We start from the raw sequence: 16069 nt of genomic DNA, 5'->3' as shown, positions 1-16069 counted from the left end.
TAACAAAATTAACATAACACATTCATTTATTAGTGGATAATTAATATCTTTACCCTACTAATTTTAAGTAAAAACTAATACATGAATAAAAATCTATTCTTATATGTACCTTTTTTCATATTTTGTACATTAGGAAAGCTATTCTCACAAACTTATCAGCTTACAGGAAACCCGGTCAATACAACCGGATGGGACGTAGTTCCTTCTGCTTCTGTGAATACAGATTTCATTCAGCTCACAGCAGATCAGACTTCGCAGGTTGGAGGTATTAAGCTCAATGCTCCAATCAATTTAAAATATTGCGACAAATGGCGCGTAGAATTTGATTTTAGAATCGATGGAAACGGAACCCCAGCTTATGGCAAAGGTGATGGTCTGGCTTTTTGGTATCTCGCCAATCCACCTGCATCATACACTTCCGGAGGAGGATTGGGAATTCCGGCTAATGCAACAGGACTGATGGTAGGCTTTGATATTTTCAACAATACTACCGAAGCTCAGATGAGCAAGGTTCACGTACTGTATGGCACCAATAATACAGCAGGTTCTAATATTGAATTCAACAATACACCGGGAAGTACTTATCACACTGCAGATCTCATTGCTACACAACCTTTTACAGGGGCAGCTTATAAACATGTTGAGGTGACTAGTGAAGTTAACCCCGCTAATGTCAACAACTGGATTATAAAAATAAAAATCGACAACAATCTGGTTGTAGATCAATCTTTTGCGCCTTCTGGTGCTGCCGTTGGAATGACACAGGGATATTTTGGATTTTCTGCTTCTACAGGCGCAGCAAGTGCAAGACATTCAATAAAGAATGTGAAAGTTTTTACTGACAAAGTCACTATCTTACAATCCACCATTACACAGCAGGTCTGCCCCAATCCGACAACAGGTTTGGGAACTGTAAACCTTACTTCTCTTAATTCTCAGTTTGTTGCAAATCCTTCGGGATATACTTTTACTTATTCAGTTGGAGGAACTCCTGTTGCAAATCCGGCAAATTATCAGTTTAATGCCAATACAACGGTAAATGTAATTATCAAAGACAACTCTGCTTTGCTTTGTGACAACCCAGACGGAAACATTCAGCTTACTTTAGGGAACTTCAGCGCAACCAACAGAACTATCTCTGCGTGTAATAACAACGGCGCAACCACAGCGGTCTTCAATCTTACATCTGCCAATGTAACAGCTGTAACCGGAGTCACTAAAAAATACTTTAAAACTCTAGCTGATCTCAATGCTGGAATAAACGAAATAACCAATCCTACAGCTTATGTTTCAGCACCGGGTAAAGTATATGTAAAAGTAACAACTCCGGAAGGATGTACCGGAAATGCGGAAATTACTTTAGCCTTTTTCCCTCTTCCCGTTGTACAGGATGCTGCGCTGGAATCTTGTTTTATAGAAACCAATACTGCAACCGGATTATTCAATCTCACAACAGCAAATGTTACCAGTGACACAGGAGTTACCAAGAAATTTTATACTTCCTTTGACAACGCTTTAAACGGAACCAATGAAATCGTCAATCCAATCGCATACATTTCTTCTAACTCAGAAGTTTTTGTAAAAGTAACTGCCATTAGCAACTGTTTTATCATTAAAAAAATTACATTAAAAGTTACGCCGCCAGTAAAATCAACTGTTTTAAAAGACAAAACAATATGCATTAATGAAAGAGCAACACTAGATGCCGGTCCTGGTTTTTCAGATTATCTTTGGAGTACGGGCGCAACGACACAATCAATACAAGGCGTTCCCGCAGGAACTTATTGGGTAAGACTAAAAACAGGAAACTGCTATACTATTCAGACTGCTGCCGTAAAAGTTGCCGTAAATCCCGTCATTTCCAGTATTGACATCAAAAACAATACAGCTACAGTGAATGTTTTGGGAGGCACAGCTCCTTATCAGTTTTCCATCAACGGATTCAATTGGCAGGATTCTAATATCTTCACAGATCTTCCTAGAGGCGAAAACAAGTTTTACGTAAAAGATTTCTATAATTGCACACCGTCTGAAGTGCAGATTACCATTCCGAATCTTGTCAACGTCATCACACCCAACGGAGACAATATAAATGATATTATTGATTACACTGCATTAGCTTACAAAAAAAATCTTACCTTCACTGTGTATGACAGATATGGTAACATGAAGTATGAAGCAGGAAAATTGAGAAACTACAAATGGGACGGTACTTCCGCTGGCAAAAAACTATCAACAGGAACTTACTGGTACACCATTACATGGGTAGAAAATGACAAAAATAATACTCCGACAACTTACAATGGATGGGTGCTATTGAAAAACAGAGAATAATTTTTTTTCATCATTATATTAAAATTGAAACCACTCTCTATTAAGGGTGGTTTTTATTTAAATTTGCTAATAGTAATTTTCAAAACGATTTTATTCATATTCAATTGCTAAATTTGTGTTATGAATTATTTGGAAGCCCTCAGCAGAAGATATTCTGTAAAAAAATTTAATCCTGATATAAAAGTTCCGGAAAGTACACTTTTAAATATTCTGGAATCGGGTAAACTCTCTGCAAGCTCACAGGGACTACAGCCTTACAAAATTTTTGTCATACAGAGCAATGATATGCTGCAGAAGCTTATTCCCGCATTTTATAATCCTTCCCAGATCACGACATGCTCACATCTTGTTGTGATTGTTTCAAAGAAAATAATTGAAGACCATTATATCAACGGATATTTTAATCATATTTCAGAAGTAAGAAATATTGCCCCGGAACAGCTTACATCATTTAAAAACAACATCAATCAGCATATTAATCAACAAACTGAAAACGAACTTCTGAACTGGGCAGAAAAACAATCGTACATTGTTCTGGCAAATCTTATGTACGCTGCGGCATTAGAAAACGTAGATACCTGTCCGATGGAAGGCTTCAGACAGGATGTTTTAGAAGAAATATTAGAAATTGATTCCAAAATAGAAAAAGTTACCGTTACACTGGCTTTAGGTTACCGTTCGGAAGAAGATCAGTTTCAGCACATGAAAAAAGTAAGAAAGCCAAACGAAAAATTGTTTAAATTTATTTAATAAAAGAATATCTGAAATCTCCCCTATGATAAAAGCAGATGTATTAGTGATTGGCTCCGGAATTTCCGGCTTGTCTTACGCTATTAAAATATCAGAGCAGCTCCCTGATGCAAAAATCATTATCGTAACAAAATCTGATGAAGACGAAAGCAATACAAAATATGCACAGGGCGGTCTTGCAGTTGTTACCGATTTTAAAAATGATAATTTCGAAAAGCATATTGACGATACCATGCGTGCCGGAGATGGCGAAAACCAACGCAGCGTTGTTGAAATGGTAGTAAAAGAAGCACCTGCAAGGTTCAGAGAAATTGTAGAATGGGGAGCCAATTTTGATAAAAAAAACGGTGAATTTACCTTAGGCAGAGAAGGCGGACATACAGAAAATAGAATTGTCCATCACAAAGACATCACAGGATTTGAAATAGAAAGAGCATTGCTTCAGACCGTAAAAAACAGTCCGAATCTTGAAATTTTAGACCATCATTATGTGATTGATATTATTACCCAGCATCATGTTCCCGGAAAAGAATTAAATGAGGATGAAATTCACTGCTACGGCGCCTATATTTTAGACGAAAACTCTAAAACCATCAAAAAAATCACGTCCAAAATCACCCTTGTAGCTACCGGAGGAGCAGGACACGTTTATAAAAACACCACTAACCCTACAATTGCCACCGGAGACGGAATTGCTTTTGTTGCACGCGCCAAAGGAAAAGTGACCAATATGCAGTATTACCAGTTTCATCCAACAGCTTTATACAGTAAAATTGACGGAATGCTGTTTTTAATATCGGAAGCAGTACGAGGTGACGGAGCCAAATTGCGAACCAAAAGAGGCGAAAAATTCATGCACAAATATGATGAGCGTGAAGAATTGGCATCCAGAGATATTGTCGCAAGAGCAATTGATGCCGAAATGAAGATTACCGGAGACGAATATGTTGGTCTGGACTGTCGTGAAATGAATCATGAAAAGTTCCTGGAGCACTTTCCTAATATTTACAAGAAATGTAAAGATGAAGGTGTAGATCCTTTTACACAACTGATACCAGTAGTTCCGGCATGTCACTATCTGATGGGCGGGATTGAAATTGATAAAGACGGACAGTCTTCTATAAAAAACCTTTTCGCTGTAGGAGAATGTACTAATTCTGGTCTGCACGGAGCCAACAGACTTGCTTCCAATTCACTTTTGGAAGGTTTGGTTTTTGGTCATAACGCAGCCATTAAAACCGTAGAACTGCTAAAAGAAAATAATTTCAACTTTGATGATCTAAAAGCAGTTCCGGAATGGAATGAAGAAGGCATGAAAATCATTGATGAGATGGTGATTGTTTCCTATCTGAGAAAACAGCTTCAGGAAATGATGAGCGATCTTGTAGGAATTGTACGCAGTAACAGCAGATTGAAAATGGCATTGCAAAAACATGCTGAAATTGCAGCTGCCGTTGATGAAATCTACCACTACTTTATTCTTTCACCACAACTTTCAGAATTGAGAAATCTTACGACCGTTGCTCATCTCATCATTACCCAATCCATGGAAATGACTCAAAATAGAGGGGCATTTTACAATAAGGATTTAATTTAAAATAATTGATTATTATTCAATATAATGAAAAGACCAAATTACGCTACAGATAAAGTTCTGAAACAATTCATCAAACGGGCTTTGGAAGAAGATATTCAGGATGGAGATCACTCCACTCTTTCTACTATTCCAAAAGATCTTGAGCAAAGTGCAAAACTTCTGGTAAAACAAAACTGCATTTTGGCAGGAGTTGAGCTTGCAGAAATTATATTTAAAACATTTGACAAAAATTTAAAAGTAGAAACATTCATCAAAGACGGAGAAACCGCCAATGTTGGAGATGTTGCTTTTATTGTTTCCGGAAGTGCAAGATCCATTCTTTCCACAGAAAGACTGGTTTTAAACTGCATGCAGAGAATGAGCGGAATAGCAACCTTGACTCACGATTGGGATTCCAGACTGATCGGCTCTAAAACCAAACTTTTAGACACCCGAAAAACTACACCTAATTTCAGGGTTTGTGAAAAATGGGCAGTAACAATAGGAGGCGGAACCAACCACCGATACGGCTTGTACGATATGATCATGCTGAAAGACAACCATATTGATTATAATGGAAGCATCACCAATGCTGTGAAAATGGCGAAAGACTACATCAAAAAAAACAAGAAAAAACTTAAAATTGAGGTAGAAACAAGAAACATTGCAGAAGTTCAGGAAGCGATCAACGCAAAGGTTGACAGAATCATGCTTGATAATATGGATATCACCACAATGACGGAAGCCGTAAAACTCATCAACGGATCTTGTGAAAGTGAAGCTTCTGGAGGAATTACCAGAGATCAGCTCAAAGATATCGCAGCAACAGGAGTTACTTTTATCTCTGCTGGCGCACTCACACACTCAGCAGAAAATATTGATTTAAGTTTAAAAGCAATTAAATAAAACATTATATTTTTATCAAAAACAAGCCCTAATTGTTAAATTATAAATAATATGATATTTTTCATGCTAAAATTGAATTAAATTATAAAATATTGAAAATCAATTATTTAAACATTATTAAGACTGATTAAAAATTAACATATAGTTAATAATAGTTAAATTTTATTTGCCGAATTTTGCAGAAAAATTAATTCTAACTATTACTTACGATTATGAAATTAATCAACAAATCAATGCTTACTGCGATAATTACATTATCCACAGCGAGCGTTTATTATGCACAACAAGTAAGAGATACTGCATCATCTTCCAAGGACATTGAAGAAGTTGTACTTACTGGTGTTGCCGATATTGCAAAAGACAGAAAAACCCCGGTTGCTGTTTCTACCATTAAAGCAGCACAAATTGTTGAAAGATTAGGAAATCAGGAATTCCCTGAAATATTAAACACGACTCCATCAGTTTATGCTACAAAAGGCGGAGGTGGTTTTGGAGATTCTTCAATAAGAATCAGAGGATTTGGCAACGAGAATATCGCAGTAATGGTAAACGGTATGCCTGTAAATGATATGGAAAACGGGCAGGTATATTGGAGCAACTGGGCAGGTATTTCCGAAGTAACTTCTGCAATGCAGGTACAAAGAGGTTTGGGGGCTTCTAAATTAGCAATTCCTTCAGTAGGAGGAACAATTAATATCCTTACAAGATCTGCCGATATGCGCAGACAGGGTATGGTAAGTTTGGGACTAGCAAATGACGGGTTCCTGAAAACATCCTTTTCATACAACACAGGTAAAAACGCAAAAGGTTGGTCTAGTTCATTTTTAATGAGTAGAACAGCTGGAGCAATGTATATAGACGGAAGTGATTTTGAAGCTTACAACTACTATTTCGCGTTAGGTTTTCAGCCAAATGAAAAACATGATTTTCAATTCACTTTTACAGGAGCACCTCAATGGCATAATCAAAATTTTTCTAGTACCATTGCAACATATCTGAAATTTGGAAACGGTGTTGATGACCCTAATAGAAGATACAATCCTAACTGGGGATATTTAACGGATGAAGACGGAACTGCTCGTCAGTTCTCGACCAACAGAAACTTCTACTCAAAACCAATTGCTTCTTTTAACTGGGAATACAAAATGTCTGAAAAATCAAAACTATCCACAGTACTTTACGGATCTTGGGGTAGAGGTGGCGGAACTGGTATTCTTGGCTCTATTAACGGTAAAAACACAAACTTTGGCTCTTTACCAAGAACTGCTGATGGACTTATCAGATGGGATGATATCACAAGATGGAATCAAGGTGGCAATGTTTCTGATTTTGGAAACAATAATACTTTCCCAGCAGGTCCTGGAATTGCAAGAAGCAACAATGGAATTGTAAGAAGAGCTCATATTAACTCTCACGACTGGTACGGAATTTTATCAAACTTCAACCATAAAATTAATCAAAACCTTAATTTCTCAGTTGGTGTAGATGCAAGATACTATTATGGTTATCACCCAGGAGTACTTACAGATTTACTAGGCAACACAGGCTATCAGGAAAGACAAGATTTAAACAGACCGGCTGGTTTTATTGCTAATCTTACGCAATCTGTATCTCCATCTGCAAACCCTTTTGCTAAAGCTATAAAAGATAAAACTCAGATTGTGAGCAGAAATTATGACGGTCGTGTATTATACTATGGTGCCTTTGGTCAGATAGAATATTCAAATGATAAATTGTCTGTATTTTTACAAGGTGCTGCCTCCAATCAGTCATTCCAAAGAATTGATAACTGGATCGTAGATGGTATCACAAGACAGCCAAACACTCCACAAGGTCAGATAGTAAACAGAAAAACTCCATTCAAAGACCTTTTAGGATACAACATTAAAGGAGGACTCAATTACAACATCAATTCTCAGCATAATGTTTTTGGAAATGTGGGTTACTACTCAAGACAGCCTTTCTTCAGCGGAGTTTACCCTAGCAACAGACAGGTTCTTAATCCAAATTTAACTAATGAGAAAATTTTTGGTGCTGAATTAGGTTATGGGTTTCGTTCTAGTGATTTCAGAGCTAATGTTAACTTATTCAGAACATCTTGGGCAGACAGATTTCAAAGAAGAACAGGTCTTACTGTTACTGATGTAAATAACGTATCAATTCCGAACGCTTACGCTGAAATTTCAGGAATTACTCAGGTTCACTATGGTGCAGAACTAGAAATGTTCTACAACTTAGGAAAATATGTTGAATTTGAAGGTATGTTCTCATGGGGAGATTATAAATATGAAGGCAATGCTGAAGGATCAGTTTTTGATGATAACAACCAGCCAATTGCAGTGCAAGGAGGAACAAATACTGTAACTTTAGCTCTTGACAAGGCAAAAGTTGGAGACGCTCCGCAATTAACTGCTTCTTTAGGAGCTGTGGTAAAACCCGTAAAAGGATTAAGAGTTTTTGCTAACTGGAGATTTGTAGGCAACTTGTATTCAAACATCAACGTAAATGATTTTATGGTAAACATGACTACAGGTGAGCTTCCTGAAGCTGCTCAAAAAGGAACTTTGAGACTGCCGGATTACAACCTTATGGATGCTGGTGTTAACTATACATTCAGCTTCAAAAACAGAAATGCACTAACTATAGGTGCTAACATCTACAATGTTTTAGACACAGTATATATATCTGAAGGTAGAACAAGTATTTATAATAATGCTACCAACACAACCAACTATAAAGGTATTGATGTTAGAAACCAAGTTTACTTTGGTTTCGGAAGAACATGGTCTGCAAATCTTACCTACAAGTTCTAATAAATTAACTTTTATTACATAACAAATCCCGGCTTTATCGCTGGGATTTTTTTATATTTGCATCTAATAAAAATATACATTATGGATTTCAACATCATGCTTCAGGCACACCGTGGTTTTGCTTATTTAATTTTACTTGCCACTGCAATTTTTGTCGTAGCACTTTTGGCAGCCATGTTCGGATATTCCGGGAAAATATCAAAGCTTTTAAGAAAATCTACACTGTTTACAATGATTTTCTTTCATACTCAGGCTTTGATAGGATTAATTATGCTTTTCTTCTTTTCACCCGGTTTCAAAGCCGCGAAAGAAGCAGGAATATTGATGAAAGATGCTGTTGCCAGAAATACCTATGTTGAGCATCCTACTGCAATGATCATTGCTGCTGTATTATTAACGATTGTCAACAAAAAATTTAAGGCAAATGACAGGCTCAATATGAGCTGGGTGATCATGGCGCTTATAGCTGTTGCATTAATGCTTTGGGCTTTCCAGTGGGGCAGATTATTCGGATAAAATACTTGCCTGATTATGATCTTCAGGCAAGCAATATAATTTAATCTTAAATTTTTAATTACAAAATGAAAGTAGCTGTAGTAGGCTCTACCGGAATGGTGGGTCAGGTTATGCTTAAAGTTCTCGAAGAGAGAAACTTCCCTATCACAGAATTAATTCCGGTAGCATCGGAAAAATCTATTGGTAAAAAGGTGAAGTATAAACAGGATGAATTTACCATCGTAAGCATGAACGACGCTATAGCTGCCAAACCTGAAATCGCTATTTTTTCGGCAGGAGGCGGAACCTCTCTGGAGTTTGCTCCTCTTTTCGCTGAAGCAGGAACCACGGTTATAGACAATTCTTCTGCATGGAGAATGGATCCTACTAAAAAACTGGTAGTTCCGGAAATCAATGCAGATGTTCTTACTAAAGAAGATAAGATCATCGCCAATCCGAACTGTTCCACGATTCAACTGGTGATGGTTTTAGGACCGCTGAATAAAAAATATGACCTAAAAAGAGTTATCGTTTCCACTTACCAGTCTGTTACAGGCACAGGTAAAGCCGCTGTAGACCAGCTAAATTCCGAAATTTCAGGAGACAGTACTGCAGAAAAAGTATATCCTTATCAAATCTTCAAAAATGCTTTACCACACTGCGATGTTTTTGCAGAGGATGATTACACCAAAGAGGAAATAAAGCTGATGAAAGAGCCTAAAAAGATTCTGGGCGATGATACCTTTAATTTAACAGCAACAGCCGTAAGAGTTCCTGTTCAGGGAGGACATTCTGAAAGTGTGAACATTGAATTTGAAAATGAATTTGATCTGGATGAAGTAAGAAAAATTTTATCTGAAACTCCGGGAGTCATTGTAATGGATAACGTAAAAAACAACGAATATCCGATGCCTTTATATTCTGAAGGAAAAGATGAAGTTTTTGTAGGAAGAATCCGAAGAGATCTTTCACAGCCGAAGACACTCAATCTGTGGATTGTGGCAGACAATCTGCGGAAAGGCGCAGCAACCAACGCTGTACAGATTGCAGAATACTTGGTAACTAATAACTTAGTATAAACTAACAAAAAAGAAAAAGAGTCTCAAGCGAGATTCTTTTTTTTATCAAATAAATAAGCTTATAGCAAATCGCTTTCAGCTGTTAGCCTGAAAACAACCTTTTAAAGGACGAATCCATCAACACAAATAAAATTGTTCAAAATTGAACGGTAGAAAAATGATAGCAAATAAAATAAATAACGATAAAATAGGGTTTCAGAAAATCATTGCCGCATTCGGAATTCTTTTGTTTATAGGAAAAATTATTGCCTGGAAACTTACCGATTCCGATTCTGTTTTTTCTGATGCAATGGAAAGTATTGTCAATGTCATCAGTGCATTTATGGGATTGTATTCTCTCTATCTTGCAGCAAAACCAAAAGACGAAGATCATCCCTACGGTCACGGAAAAGTAGAATTTGTAACTTCAGGAATTGAAGGTGCTCTCATTTGTATTGCAGGATTGATGATTATTTATGAAGGAATCAACAGTTTGATTGTCGGCAAGATTTTAAATAAACTGGATTGGGGAATCGCCATCATTGCAGCAACAGCGATAATCAATTATCTTCTCGGATATATCTCCATCGAAAAAGGTAAAAAAGAAAATTCCCTTGTCCTTATTTCTTCCGGAAAACATTTGCAGTCCGACACCATCACTACTTTGGGTGTTGTTGTAAGTTTAATCATTGTATATTTCACCAAAATTTATTGGATCGACTCATTGGTTGCACTCCTGTTTGGATTATACATTATTTTCATAGGCTATAAAATCGTCAGAAAGTCTCTGAGCGGAATTATGGATGAGCAGGATCCTGAACTTCTCAATAAAATCATCGAACTCCTGGAAAACAACCGAAAAACAGAATGGATTGATATTCACAACATGAAAATTCAGCAGTTCGGGTCATCCCTTCACATTGATGCGCACATTACGCTGCCTTGGTATTACAGTCTTCGTGAAGCTCATAAAGAAATGGAAAATGTAATTCTTCTCTTGGCTAAAAACACCAATAGGACGGTAGAATTTAATTTTCACATGGACGATTGTAAACCCATCTCCTGCTCTATCTGCCAAATCATGGATTGTCCGGTTCGGGAACATCCGTTGGTCAAACGTATACAATGGACTCCCGAAAACGTTACCAGCGTGGAGAAGCATACTACTTTTTGAAGCTGAAATAAAGTTATCTGATATTAAAAGTTATTATTTCTAGTCAACATTTGTTTCCGGTAATAAAACAATGGCACAACCAGAAGAAGAATCAACGGCTGAATGACAAACCGTCTCATGTAAAATGAGAAAAGATATCCTATTTCAAAACGGTTGTAGATACAGAATAGATATATTGGAAATGTAATAAGGAAAATAATCGTGATCAGTATCGCTCCCTGAATCGTCCATTCTTTATTTTTAAATAAAAAATGTATAATAACACAGGAAAAAAACAGGTTCAGAATAAATCTGAATATATAATGAATAATCAGCTTACCCCAAACAAACTCAGGAAGAACAGCACTTTGGTCTGCCTTATGGAAATAATCTAAAAAAGGATCATAGAAGATCTTGTCTTCCAGCATTCTTACGCCTACAAGACCACAAAATCCTATAATAACGAAAAGCCAGCTAAGAATTTTCATTTTTTAAAGCGTAAAATTTAATCCAGACCAGCCACAAAATAACCACACTTCCGTAAATAACTGCCGGAAAAAAATAATCATGAGCCATTTTTCCATAACTGCTGTAATCACTGTTGATGATATTAAGTCCTACAATGCGAAATACATTCATCACATAAAGCAAAAGCAGACTTATTCCTGCAAAAACGAAAGTTTTAGTTCCTTTATAAAAAGCAAAAATAAACGCTAAAAACAAAATAAGAATAGATATTGCATTGCAGCCTTCTACCATTCTGCTTACGGCAGTCGTTCTGATATAAAACCATATCTGCTGCTTGGGAACATCATCATAAAGCAAAGTTTTGAAACCTAAAGTCTCCTGAACTATACGCACATGATCGGCAATCATACGCGAATAAGGATCTAAACCCGAATCTTTAAAGCTGTTCAGATAAAACTGATACGCAAAAAGCAACACCAGATAAATAATGATGAAGCGTAAGAGAATTCCCAAAACAGGTTTAAAATCCTTTAGCATGATGCAAATATAAAAATTAGGATTCAAATTAGTATATTTGTTTCAGTATTATGATATTAGAACGCGCAAAATTATTTTTTGAACATTATTATGATGAAAGATCAACCCGCTTTGCTTCACTGGCACAGAGCGGATCTGCAAGAGTCAATTTTATAGCAGAAAATTCACGAGGCACATTCATCATTACTTATAACGAAAATATTCGGGAGAATGAAAGTTTCATCTATTTTTCGGAAATTTTCACCCAATCTGAACTTAATACTCCAAAAATTTATACAATTTCGGAAGACAGAACAATGTATATTCAGGAATTTCTTGGAAAAAAAACATTATCTGAAATAATTGCAGAACAGGGAACATCTGAAAGCGTAAGATCTCTTATAAAACAATCTCTGGAAAAATTGTTTATACTCCAGACAAAAACTGATGGTAAAATAGACTTCGCCAAAACTTTTGAATACGAAAGTTATGATGAATTACCGGTAATGCATGACTTATATTATTTCAAAAATTTTGTTGCAGACATTTTGGAACTTGAATATCACAAATCATCACTTCTGAAAGAATTTAAAAAAATGGTTAGTCTGATTGAAAGTCTGGAACCGAAAGGTTTAATGATTCGTGACTTTCAATCAAGAAACATTATGGTAAATGAACGGAATGAGGTTTCATTCATTGATTATCAGTCGGCAATGAAAGGCCCACTGATGTATGATGTTATTTCTTTTCTTTTTCAGGCAAAAGCTAATTTTTCTGAACATTTTAAAAATGAAATGCTTGAATTTTACATTCAATTATCTGATAATAAAGAATTTCAATCTCAACTAAAAAAATCGGTAAACCCTATTAAGATGATGAGATTTCTTCAGGTTTTGGGAGCTTATGGTTTGCGGGGACTGATTCAAAAGAAGCCGCATTTCATTGAAAGCATCGGACAAGGAGTAGACAACATTACAGAATTTGCTCAAAGCTGGGAAATGATGAGTGATTTTCCTGAGCTTAAAAAAGTGATTGAACAGTTAAATTCAGAAAAAACAAAACTGAAAATTGAAAAGATATTAAACCAGTAAGTTTTATATTTAAGAAGTTAAGAATATAAAGCTTCAATTGTCTTATAAAAAACCTTAATGGTCAAAAAATTAAAATCATTAAACAACAAATATGCTGCACATAGACATACATAGTTTTTCCTATAAAAAAGGAGGAATTCCAAAAGATGAAACAGGAAACGGAGGCGGATTTACTTTCGATTGCCGGGGAATTTTAAATCCCGGAAGAGTTGAAGAGTATAAAATTCAGACCGGAAACGACATCGGAGTACAGGAATACCTGGAAACCAAAACAGAAATGCCAAAGTTTTTAGAACTTATTAAAAATCTGGTTTCCATTACGATTGATAATTATCTGGAAAGAGGTTTTGAAAACCTGCAGATCAATTTCGGATGTACAGGCGGACAGCACAGATCGGTCTATTCAGCCATAAAAATCACTCATTTCATAGAAGAAAAGTATGGTGATAAGGTCGAAATCAGCCTGCATCATGATGAGCAGCACCAACTTAATCATCAATAATGATTGATAAATTAAATGATATTAAAAATCTAATGGTCAATCATCGTTCATCACATATCAACAATCAATCATGAAAGCATTAATTTTTGCAGCAGGAAAAGGAACACGCCTCAAGCCATTTACAGATCATCATCCTAAGGCTCTGGCAAAGGTAAATTGCACAGCACTTCTGGAAAGAAATATTAATTATCTTAAAAGTTTTGGTATTAATGATTTTGTGATTAATATTCATCATTTCGGGGATCAGATTATTCAGTTTCTAAAAGAAAATAATAATTTTAACTGCAAAATTGAAATTTCAGATGAGACTGATGAACTTCTTGAAACGGGCGGCGGTCTTGTTTTTGCCAAAAAATTCCTGAATCATGGCGAAGATTTCCTCATTATGAATGCTGATATTTTAACGGATATCAATATCAACGAATTTGTTAAATATCATAAAGAAATTAAAGATTTTGTTACCTTAGCGGTTTCAGACAGAGAAAGTTCGCGTAAATTACTGTTTAATGAAGATTTGGTTTTACGTGGATGGCTGAATGTGCAGACAGGCGAACAGCGTCTTGCAGAATTTAATAAAGGATTTAAACCTCTTGCTTTCAGTGGAGTGCATTGCATTAATCCTATTATTTTTGATAAGATTAAAAGAACCGGAAAATTTTCTGTGATGGAAGAATATCTGGATCTGATGCATACCGAAAAAATTCATGGGTATGTACACAGCAATATTTTGATAGACGTTGGAAGACCTGAATCTGTGGTGGAAGCTGAAAAATATTTTAAATAAACTGAAGATGGAAAATAAAAATACAAAAGACGAAAGCTTAGAAAATGTAGAATTAAGGATCGACGAGACCAAACTGCACAACAGCTTAAGACAAAAGACATGGGACGAAACCATTACTAAAGACAGCTGGATGGTTTTTAAAGTAATGGCGGAATTTGTTGAAGGCTACGAAAAAATGGCAAAAATTGGTCCGTGTGTTTCAATTTTCGGTTCTGCAAGGCTGAAACCAGAAAGCAAATATTATCAGATGGCGGTAGAAATCGCCGAAAAGATTACAAAAATAGGATTTGGTGTCATTACCGGAGGCGGTCCGGGAATTATGGAAGCCGGTAACAAAGGAGCATTCAATGCACAGGGAAAATCCATCGGATTAAATATTGATCTGCCTTTTGAACAGCATTTCAATCCTTACATCAACAAAATGTATTCGCTGAATTTTGATTATTTCTTTGTGAGAAAAGTAATGTTTATAAAATATTCTCAGGGATTTATCGTTATGCCGGGCGGATTTGGCACTTTAGACGAACTTACTGAAGCCATAACTTTAATTCAGACCCTCAAAATAGGAAGATTCCCGATTGTCTTGGTGGGTACAGAGTTTTGGAGCGGTCTGTTAGACTGGTTCAAAGCAACATTGCTCAAAGAAGGCATGATCTCTGAAGGCGATCTTGATCTGTACCGTGTAGTAGATACTGCCGATGAAGCAGTAGCACACATCAAGGCTTTTTACGATAAATATTCTGTAAATGTTAACTTTTAATTGGCATATTATTTGAGCCTGTTATAAACTAAGCAATATGCTTAAAATCTAACAATTGAGATGAAAAGATTATTCTATATTTTGAGTGCACTTACATTAATAATAATGATGAGTTTTAATGTTGCAGACTTCTACTCTTCTATGACTAAAGTTGATTATATTGACGGAAGCAAGACCCTGAAGTTTACAACGAAGATGAATACGAGCCATATTTCCGATGCTATAAAAATCAATAGAAATACAGCCGGATTTGAGGCAGAAGTAAAAAAATATGTTAATAATAATTTTGACGTATTTGTGAATGATGCTCCAAAAAACCTGACCTTTACAGGAAGTCAGGTAAGCGGAGAAACAGTCTGGGTTTATTTTGAAACATCCGGAGTTTCGGATATTAACAGTCTGAAAATTAAAAACACCATACTTTTGAGTGCTTTTCCGAAGCAGATTAACCTTGTCAACATTGCTTACAAAGGAAATCTGAGAACGATGAATTTTCAGCGCGGAAAGGAAGTAAATGAAGTTACTTTTTAAAAACCTATCTTAAATAGCAAAAGTCAGCAATATTGAAATTGCTGACTTTTTTATTTCAATAACTCAAGTAAATTTTGTTATAAATAAAGACTTATTTATTAGATATAACAAGTCTTTATAATGTCTCCATGATGTCAAATTTACTTTTGCATTATTGGTAATGTGGTCAAAAATAGTTGGTGCTTTTGACAAAAATAATTTGTAATATTCTGCGGTTGATTGGAAGAGGAAATGAGCAATGCAGAGGTGCAACTCATCAGCAATACAATCGACGCTGTAAACAATAGTTTAGAAGGATGGTTTTGCCATCCTTTTTTTGTAAATTATTGGAA

15 protein-coding genes are annotated in these 16069 nt (G+C 35.9%); 13 read left to right on the top strand and 2 right to left on the bottom strand.

Features of this window, described 5'->3' with window-relative positions:
- The first annotated feature begins 81 nt into the window (after window positions 1–81).
- From FNE73_RS15805 to FNE73_RS15770, 8 genes are all read left to right on the top strand, one after another.
- Window positions 82–2334 carry a T9SS type B sorting domain-containing protein gene (locus FNE73_RS15805; protein WP_143885522.1) on the top strand — a complete coding sequence of 751 codons (2253 nt, stop codon included), beginning with the start codon at window positions 82–84 and terminating at the stop codon, window positions 2332–2334.
- 120 nt (window positions 2335–2454) lie between these two features.
- The gene (locus FNE73_RS15800) at window positions 2455–3084 is read left to right on the top strand and encodes an NAD(P)H-dependent oxidoreductase (protein WP_143885521.1); all 630 of its coding nucleotides are present in this window, start codon (window positions 2455–2457) and stop codon (window positions 3082–3084) included.
- A gap of 25 nt (window positions 3085–3109) precedes the next feature.
- The gene (gene nadB / locus FNE73_RS15795; protein WP_143885520.1) at window positions 3110–4681 is read left to right on the top strand and encodes an L-aspartate oxidase; all 1572 of its coding nucleotides are present in this window, start codon (window positions 3110–3112) and stop codon (window positions 4679–4681) included.
- A gap of 24 nt (window positions 4682–4705) precedes the next feature.
- A complete protein-coding gene (gene nadC, locus FNE73_RS15790) occupies window positions 4706–5566 on the top strand; it encodes a carboxylating nicotinate-nucleotide diphosphorylase (RefSeq protein WP_143885519.1) in 861 nt (286 codons plus the stop codon).
- 212 nt (window positions 5567–5778) lie between these two features.
- Window positions 5779–8379, top strand: a complete 2601-nt coding sequence (locus FNE73_RS15785; protein WP_143885518.1) for a TonB-dependent receptor — start codon at window positions 5779–5781, stop codon at window positions 8377–8379.
- Window positions 8380–8460: 81 nt separating this feature from the next.
- Window positions 8461–8895: a hypothetical protein gene (locus FNE73_RS15780; protein ID WP_143885517.1), complete on the top strand. Its 435-nt coding sequence runs from the start codon at window positions 8461–8463 to the stop codon at window positions 8893–8895.
- Between the two features lie 65 nt (window positions 8896–8960).
- Entirely contained in the window at window positions 8961–9953 is a 993-nt protein-coding gene (locus FNE73_RS15775; protein WP_143885516.1) for an aspartate-semialdehyde dehydrogenase, read from the top strand.
- A gap of 157 nt (window positions 9954–10110) precedes the next feature.
- Window positions 10111–11106, top strand: a complete 996-nt coding sequence (locus FNE73_RS15770) for a cation diffusion facilitator family transporter (protein WP_143885515.1) — start codon at window positions 10111–10113, stop codon at window positions 11104–11106.
- A 23-nt stretch (window positions 11107–11129) separates the two neighbouring features.
- Here the strand turns inward: FNE73_RS15770 and FNE73_RS15765 are convergent, their stop codons facing one another.
- Together FNE73_RS15765 and xrtF are read right to left on the bottom strand one after the other, a co-directional pair.
- Window positions 11130–11573 carry an exosortase F system-associated membrane protein gene (locus tag FNE73_RS15765; RefSeq protein WP_143885514.1) on the bottom strand — a complete coding sequence of 148 codons (444 nt, stop codon included), beginning with the start codon at window positions 11571–11573 and terminating at the stop codon, window positions 11130–11132.
- On the bottom strand, window positions 11560–12090 hold the full coding sequence (gene xrtF / locus FNE73_RS15760; protein WP_143885513.1) for an exosortase family protein XrtF: 531 nt from the start codon (window positions 12088–12090) through the stop codon (window positions 11560–11562). Before xrtF ends, FNE73_RS15765 begins: the two co-directional genes overlap by 14 nt.
- A 50-nt stretch (window positions 12091–12140) precedes the next feature.
- On the opposite strand from xrtF, the gene FNE73_RS15755 reads away from it, so the two are divergent.
- The 5 genes from FNE73_RS15755 to FNE73_RS15735 all read left to right on the top strand — a co-directional run bounded on the left by FNE73_RS15755 (window position 12141) and on the right by FNE73_RS15735 (window position 15737).
- A complete protein-coding gene (locus FNE73_RS15755; protein ID WP_143885512.1) occupies window positions 12141–13160 on the top strand; it encodes an aminoglycoside phosphotransferase family protein in 1020 nt (339 codons plus the stop codon).
- Between the two features lie 91 nt (window positions 13161–13251).
- Complete coding sequence (locus FNE73_RS15750; RefSeq protein ID WP_089743536.1) at window positions 13252–13662, top strand: RapZ C-terminal domain-containing protein; 411 nt, start codon at window positions 13252–13254, stop codon at window positions 13660–13662.
- 70 nt (window positions 13663–13732) lie between these two features.
- Window positions 13733–14446, top strand: coding sequence for a nucleotidyltransferase family protein (locus FNE73_RS15745; RefSeq protein ID WP_143885511.1), 714 nt, complete (start codon window positions 13733–13735; stop codon window positions 14444–14446).
- Between the two features lie 7 nt (window positions 14447–14453).
- The gene (locus FNE73_RS15740; RefSeq protein ID WP_143885510.1) at window positions 14454–15206 is read left to right on the top strand and encodes an LOG family protein; all 753 of its coding nucleotides are present in this window, start codon (window positions 14454–14456) and stop codon (window positions 15204–15206) included.
- A 60-nt stretch (window positions 15207–15266) separates the two neighbouring features.
- Window positions 15267–15737: a DUF6702 family protein gene (locus FNE73_RS15735; protein WP_143885509.1), complete on the top strand. Its 471-nt coding sequence runs from the start codon at window positions 15267–15269 to the stop codon at window positions 15735–15737.
- The last annotated feature ends 332 nt before the right edge of the window (window positions 15738–16069 follow it).

The organism is Chryseobacterium binzhouense, from assembly GCF_007474545.1.
Classification (GTDB): domain Bacteria; phylum Bacteroidota; class Bacteroidia; order Flavobacteriales; family Weeksellaceae; genus Chryseobacterium; species Chryseobacterium binzhouense.
This window is presented reverse-complemented; position numbering and strand designations above follow the sequence as displayed.

What these genes read in the sequence shown, in the direction of transcription:
- FNE73_RS15735 (WP_143885509.1), top strand. Translation starts at nt 15,267, where the DNA reads ATGAAAAGATTATTCTATATTTTGAGTGCACTTACATTAATAATAATG.
- FNE73_RS15765 (WP_143885514.1), bottom strand. Translation starts at nt 11,573, where the DNA reads ATGAAAATTCTTAGCTGGCTTTTCGTTATTATAGGATTTTGTGGTCTT.
- FNE73_RS15775 (WP_143885516.1), top strand. Translation starts at nt 8,961, where the DNA reads ATGAAAGTAGCTGTAGTAGGCTCTACCGGAATGGTGGGTCAGGTTATG.
- xrtF (WP_143885513.1), bottom strand. Translation starts at nt 12,090, where the DNA reads ATGCTAAAGGATTTTAAACCTGTTTTGGGAATTCTCTTACGCTTCATC.
- FNE73_RS15770 (WP_143885515.1), top strand. Translation starts at nt 10,111, where the DNA reads ATGATAGCAAATAAAATAAATAACGATAAAATAGGGTTTCAGAAAATC.
- FNE73_RS15785 (WP_143885518.1), top strand. Translation starts at nt 5,779, where the DNA reads ATGAAATTAATCAACAAATCAATGCTTACTGCGATAATTACATTATCC.
- FNE73_RS15745 (WP_143885511.1), top strand. Translation starts at nt 13,733, where the DNA reads ATGAAAGCATTAATTTTTGCAGCAGGAAAAGGAACACGCCTCAAGCCA.
- FNE73_RS15755 (WP_143885512.1), top strand. Translation starts at nt 12,141, where the DNA reads ATGATATTAGAACGCGCAAAATTATTTTTTGAACATTATTATGATGAA.
- FNE73_RS15740 (WP_143885510.1), top strand. Translation starts at nt 14,454, where the DNA reads ATGGAAAATAAAAATACAAAAGACGAAAGCTTAGAAAATGTAGAATTA.
- nadC (WP_143885519.1), top strand. Translation starts at nt 4,706, where the DNA reads ATGAAAAGACCAAATTACGCTACAGATAAAGTTCTGAAACAATTCATC.
- FNE73_RS15780 (WP_143885517.1), top strand. Translation starts at nt 8,461, where the DNA reads ATGGATTTCAACATCATGCTTCAGGCACACCGTGGTTTTGCTTATTTA.
- nadB (WP_143885520.1), top strand. Translation starts at nt 3,110, where the DNA reads ATGATAAAAGCAGATGTATTAGTGATTGGCTCCGGAATTTCCGGCTTG.
- FNE73_RS15800 (WP_143885521.1), top strand. Translation starts at nt 2,455, where the DNA reads ATGAATTATTTGGAAGCCCTCAGCAGAAGATATTCTGTAAAAAAATTT.
- FNE73_RS15805 (WP_143885522.1), top strand. Translation starts at nt 82, where the DNA reads ATGAATAAAAATCTATTCTTATATGTACCTTTTTTCATATTTTGTACA.
- FNE73_RS15750 (WP_089743536.1), top strand. Translation starts at nt 13,252, where the DNA reads ATGCTGCACATAGACATACATAGTTTTTCCTATAAAAAAGGAGGAATT.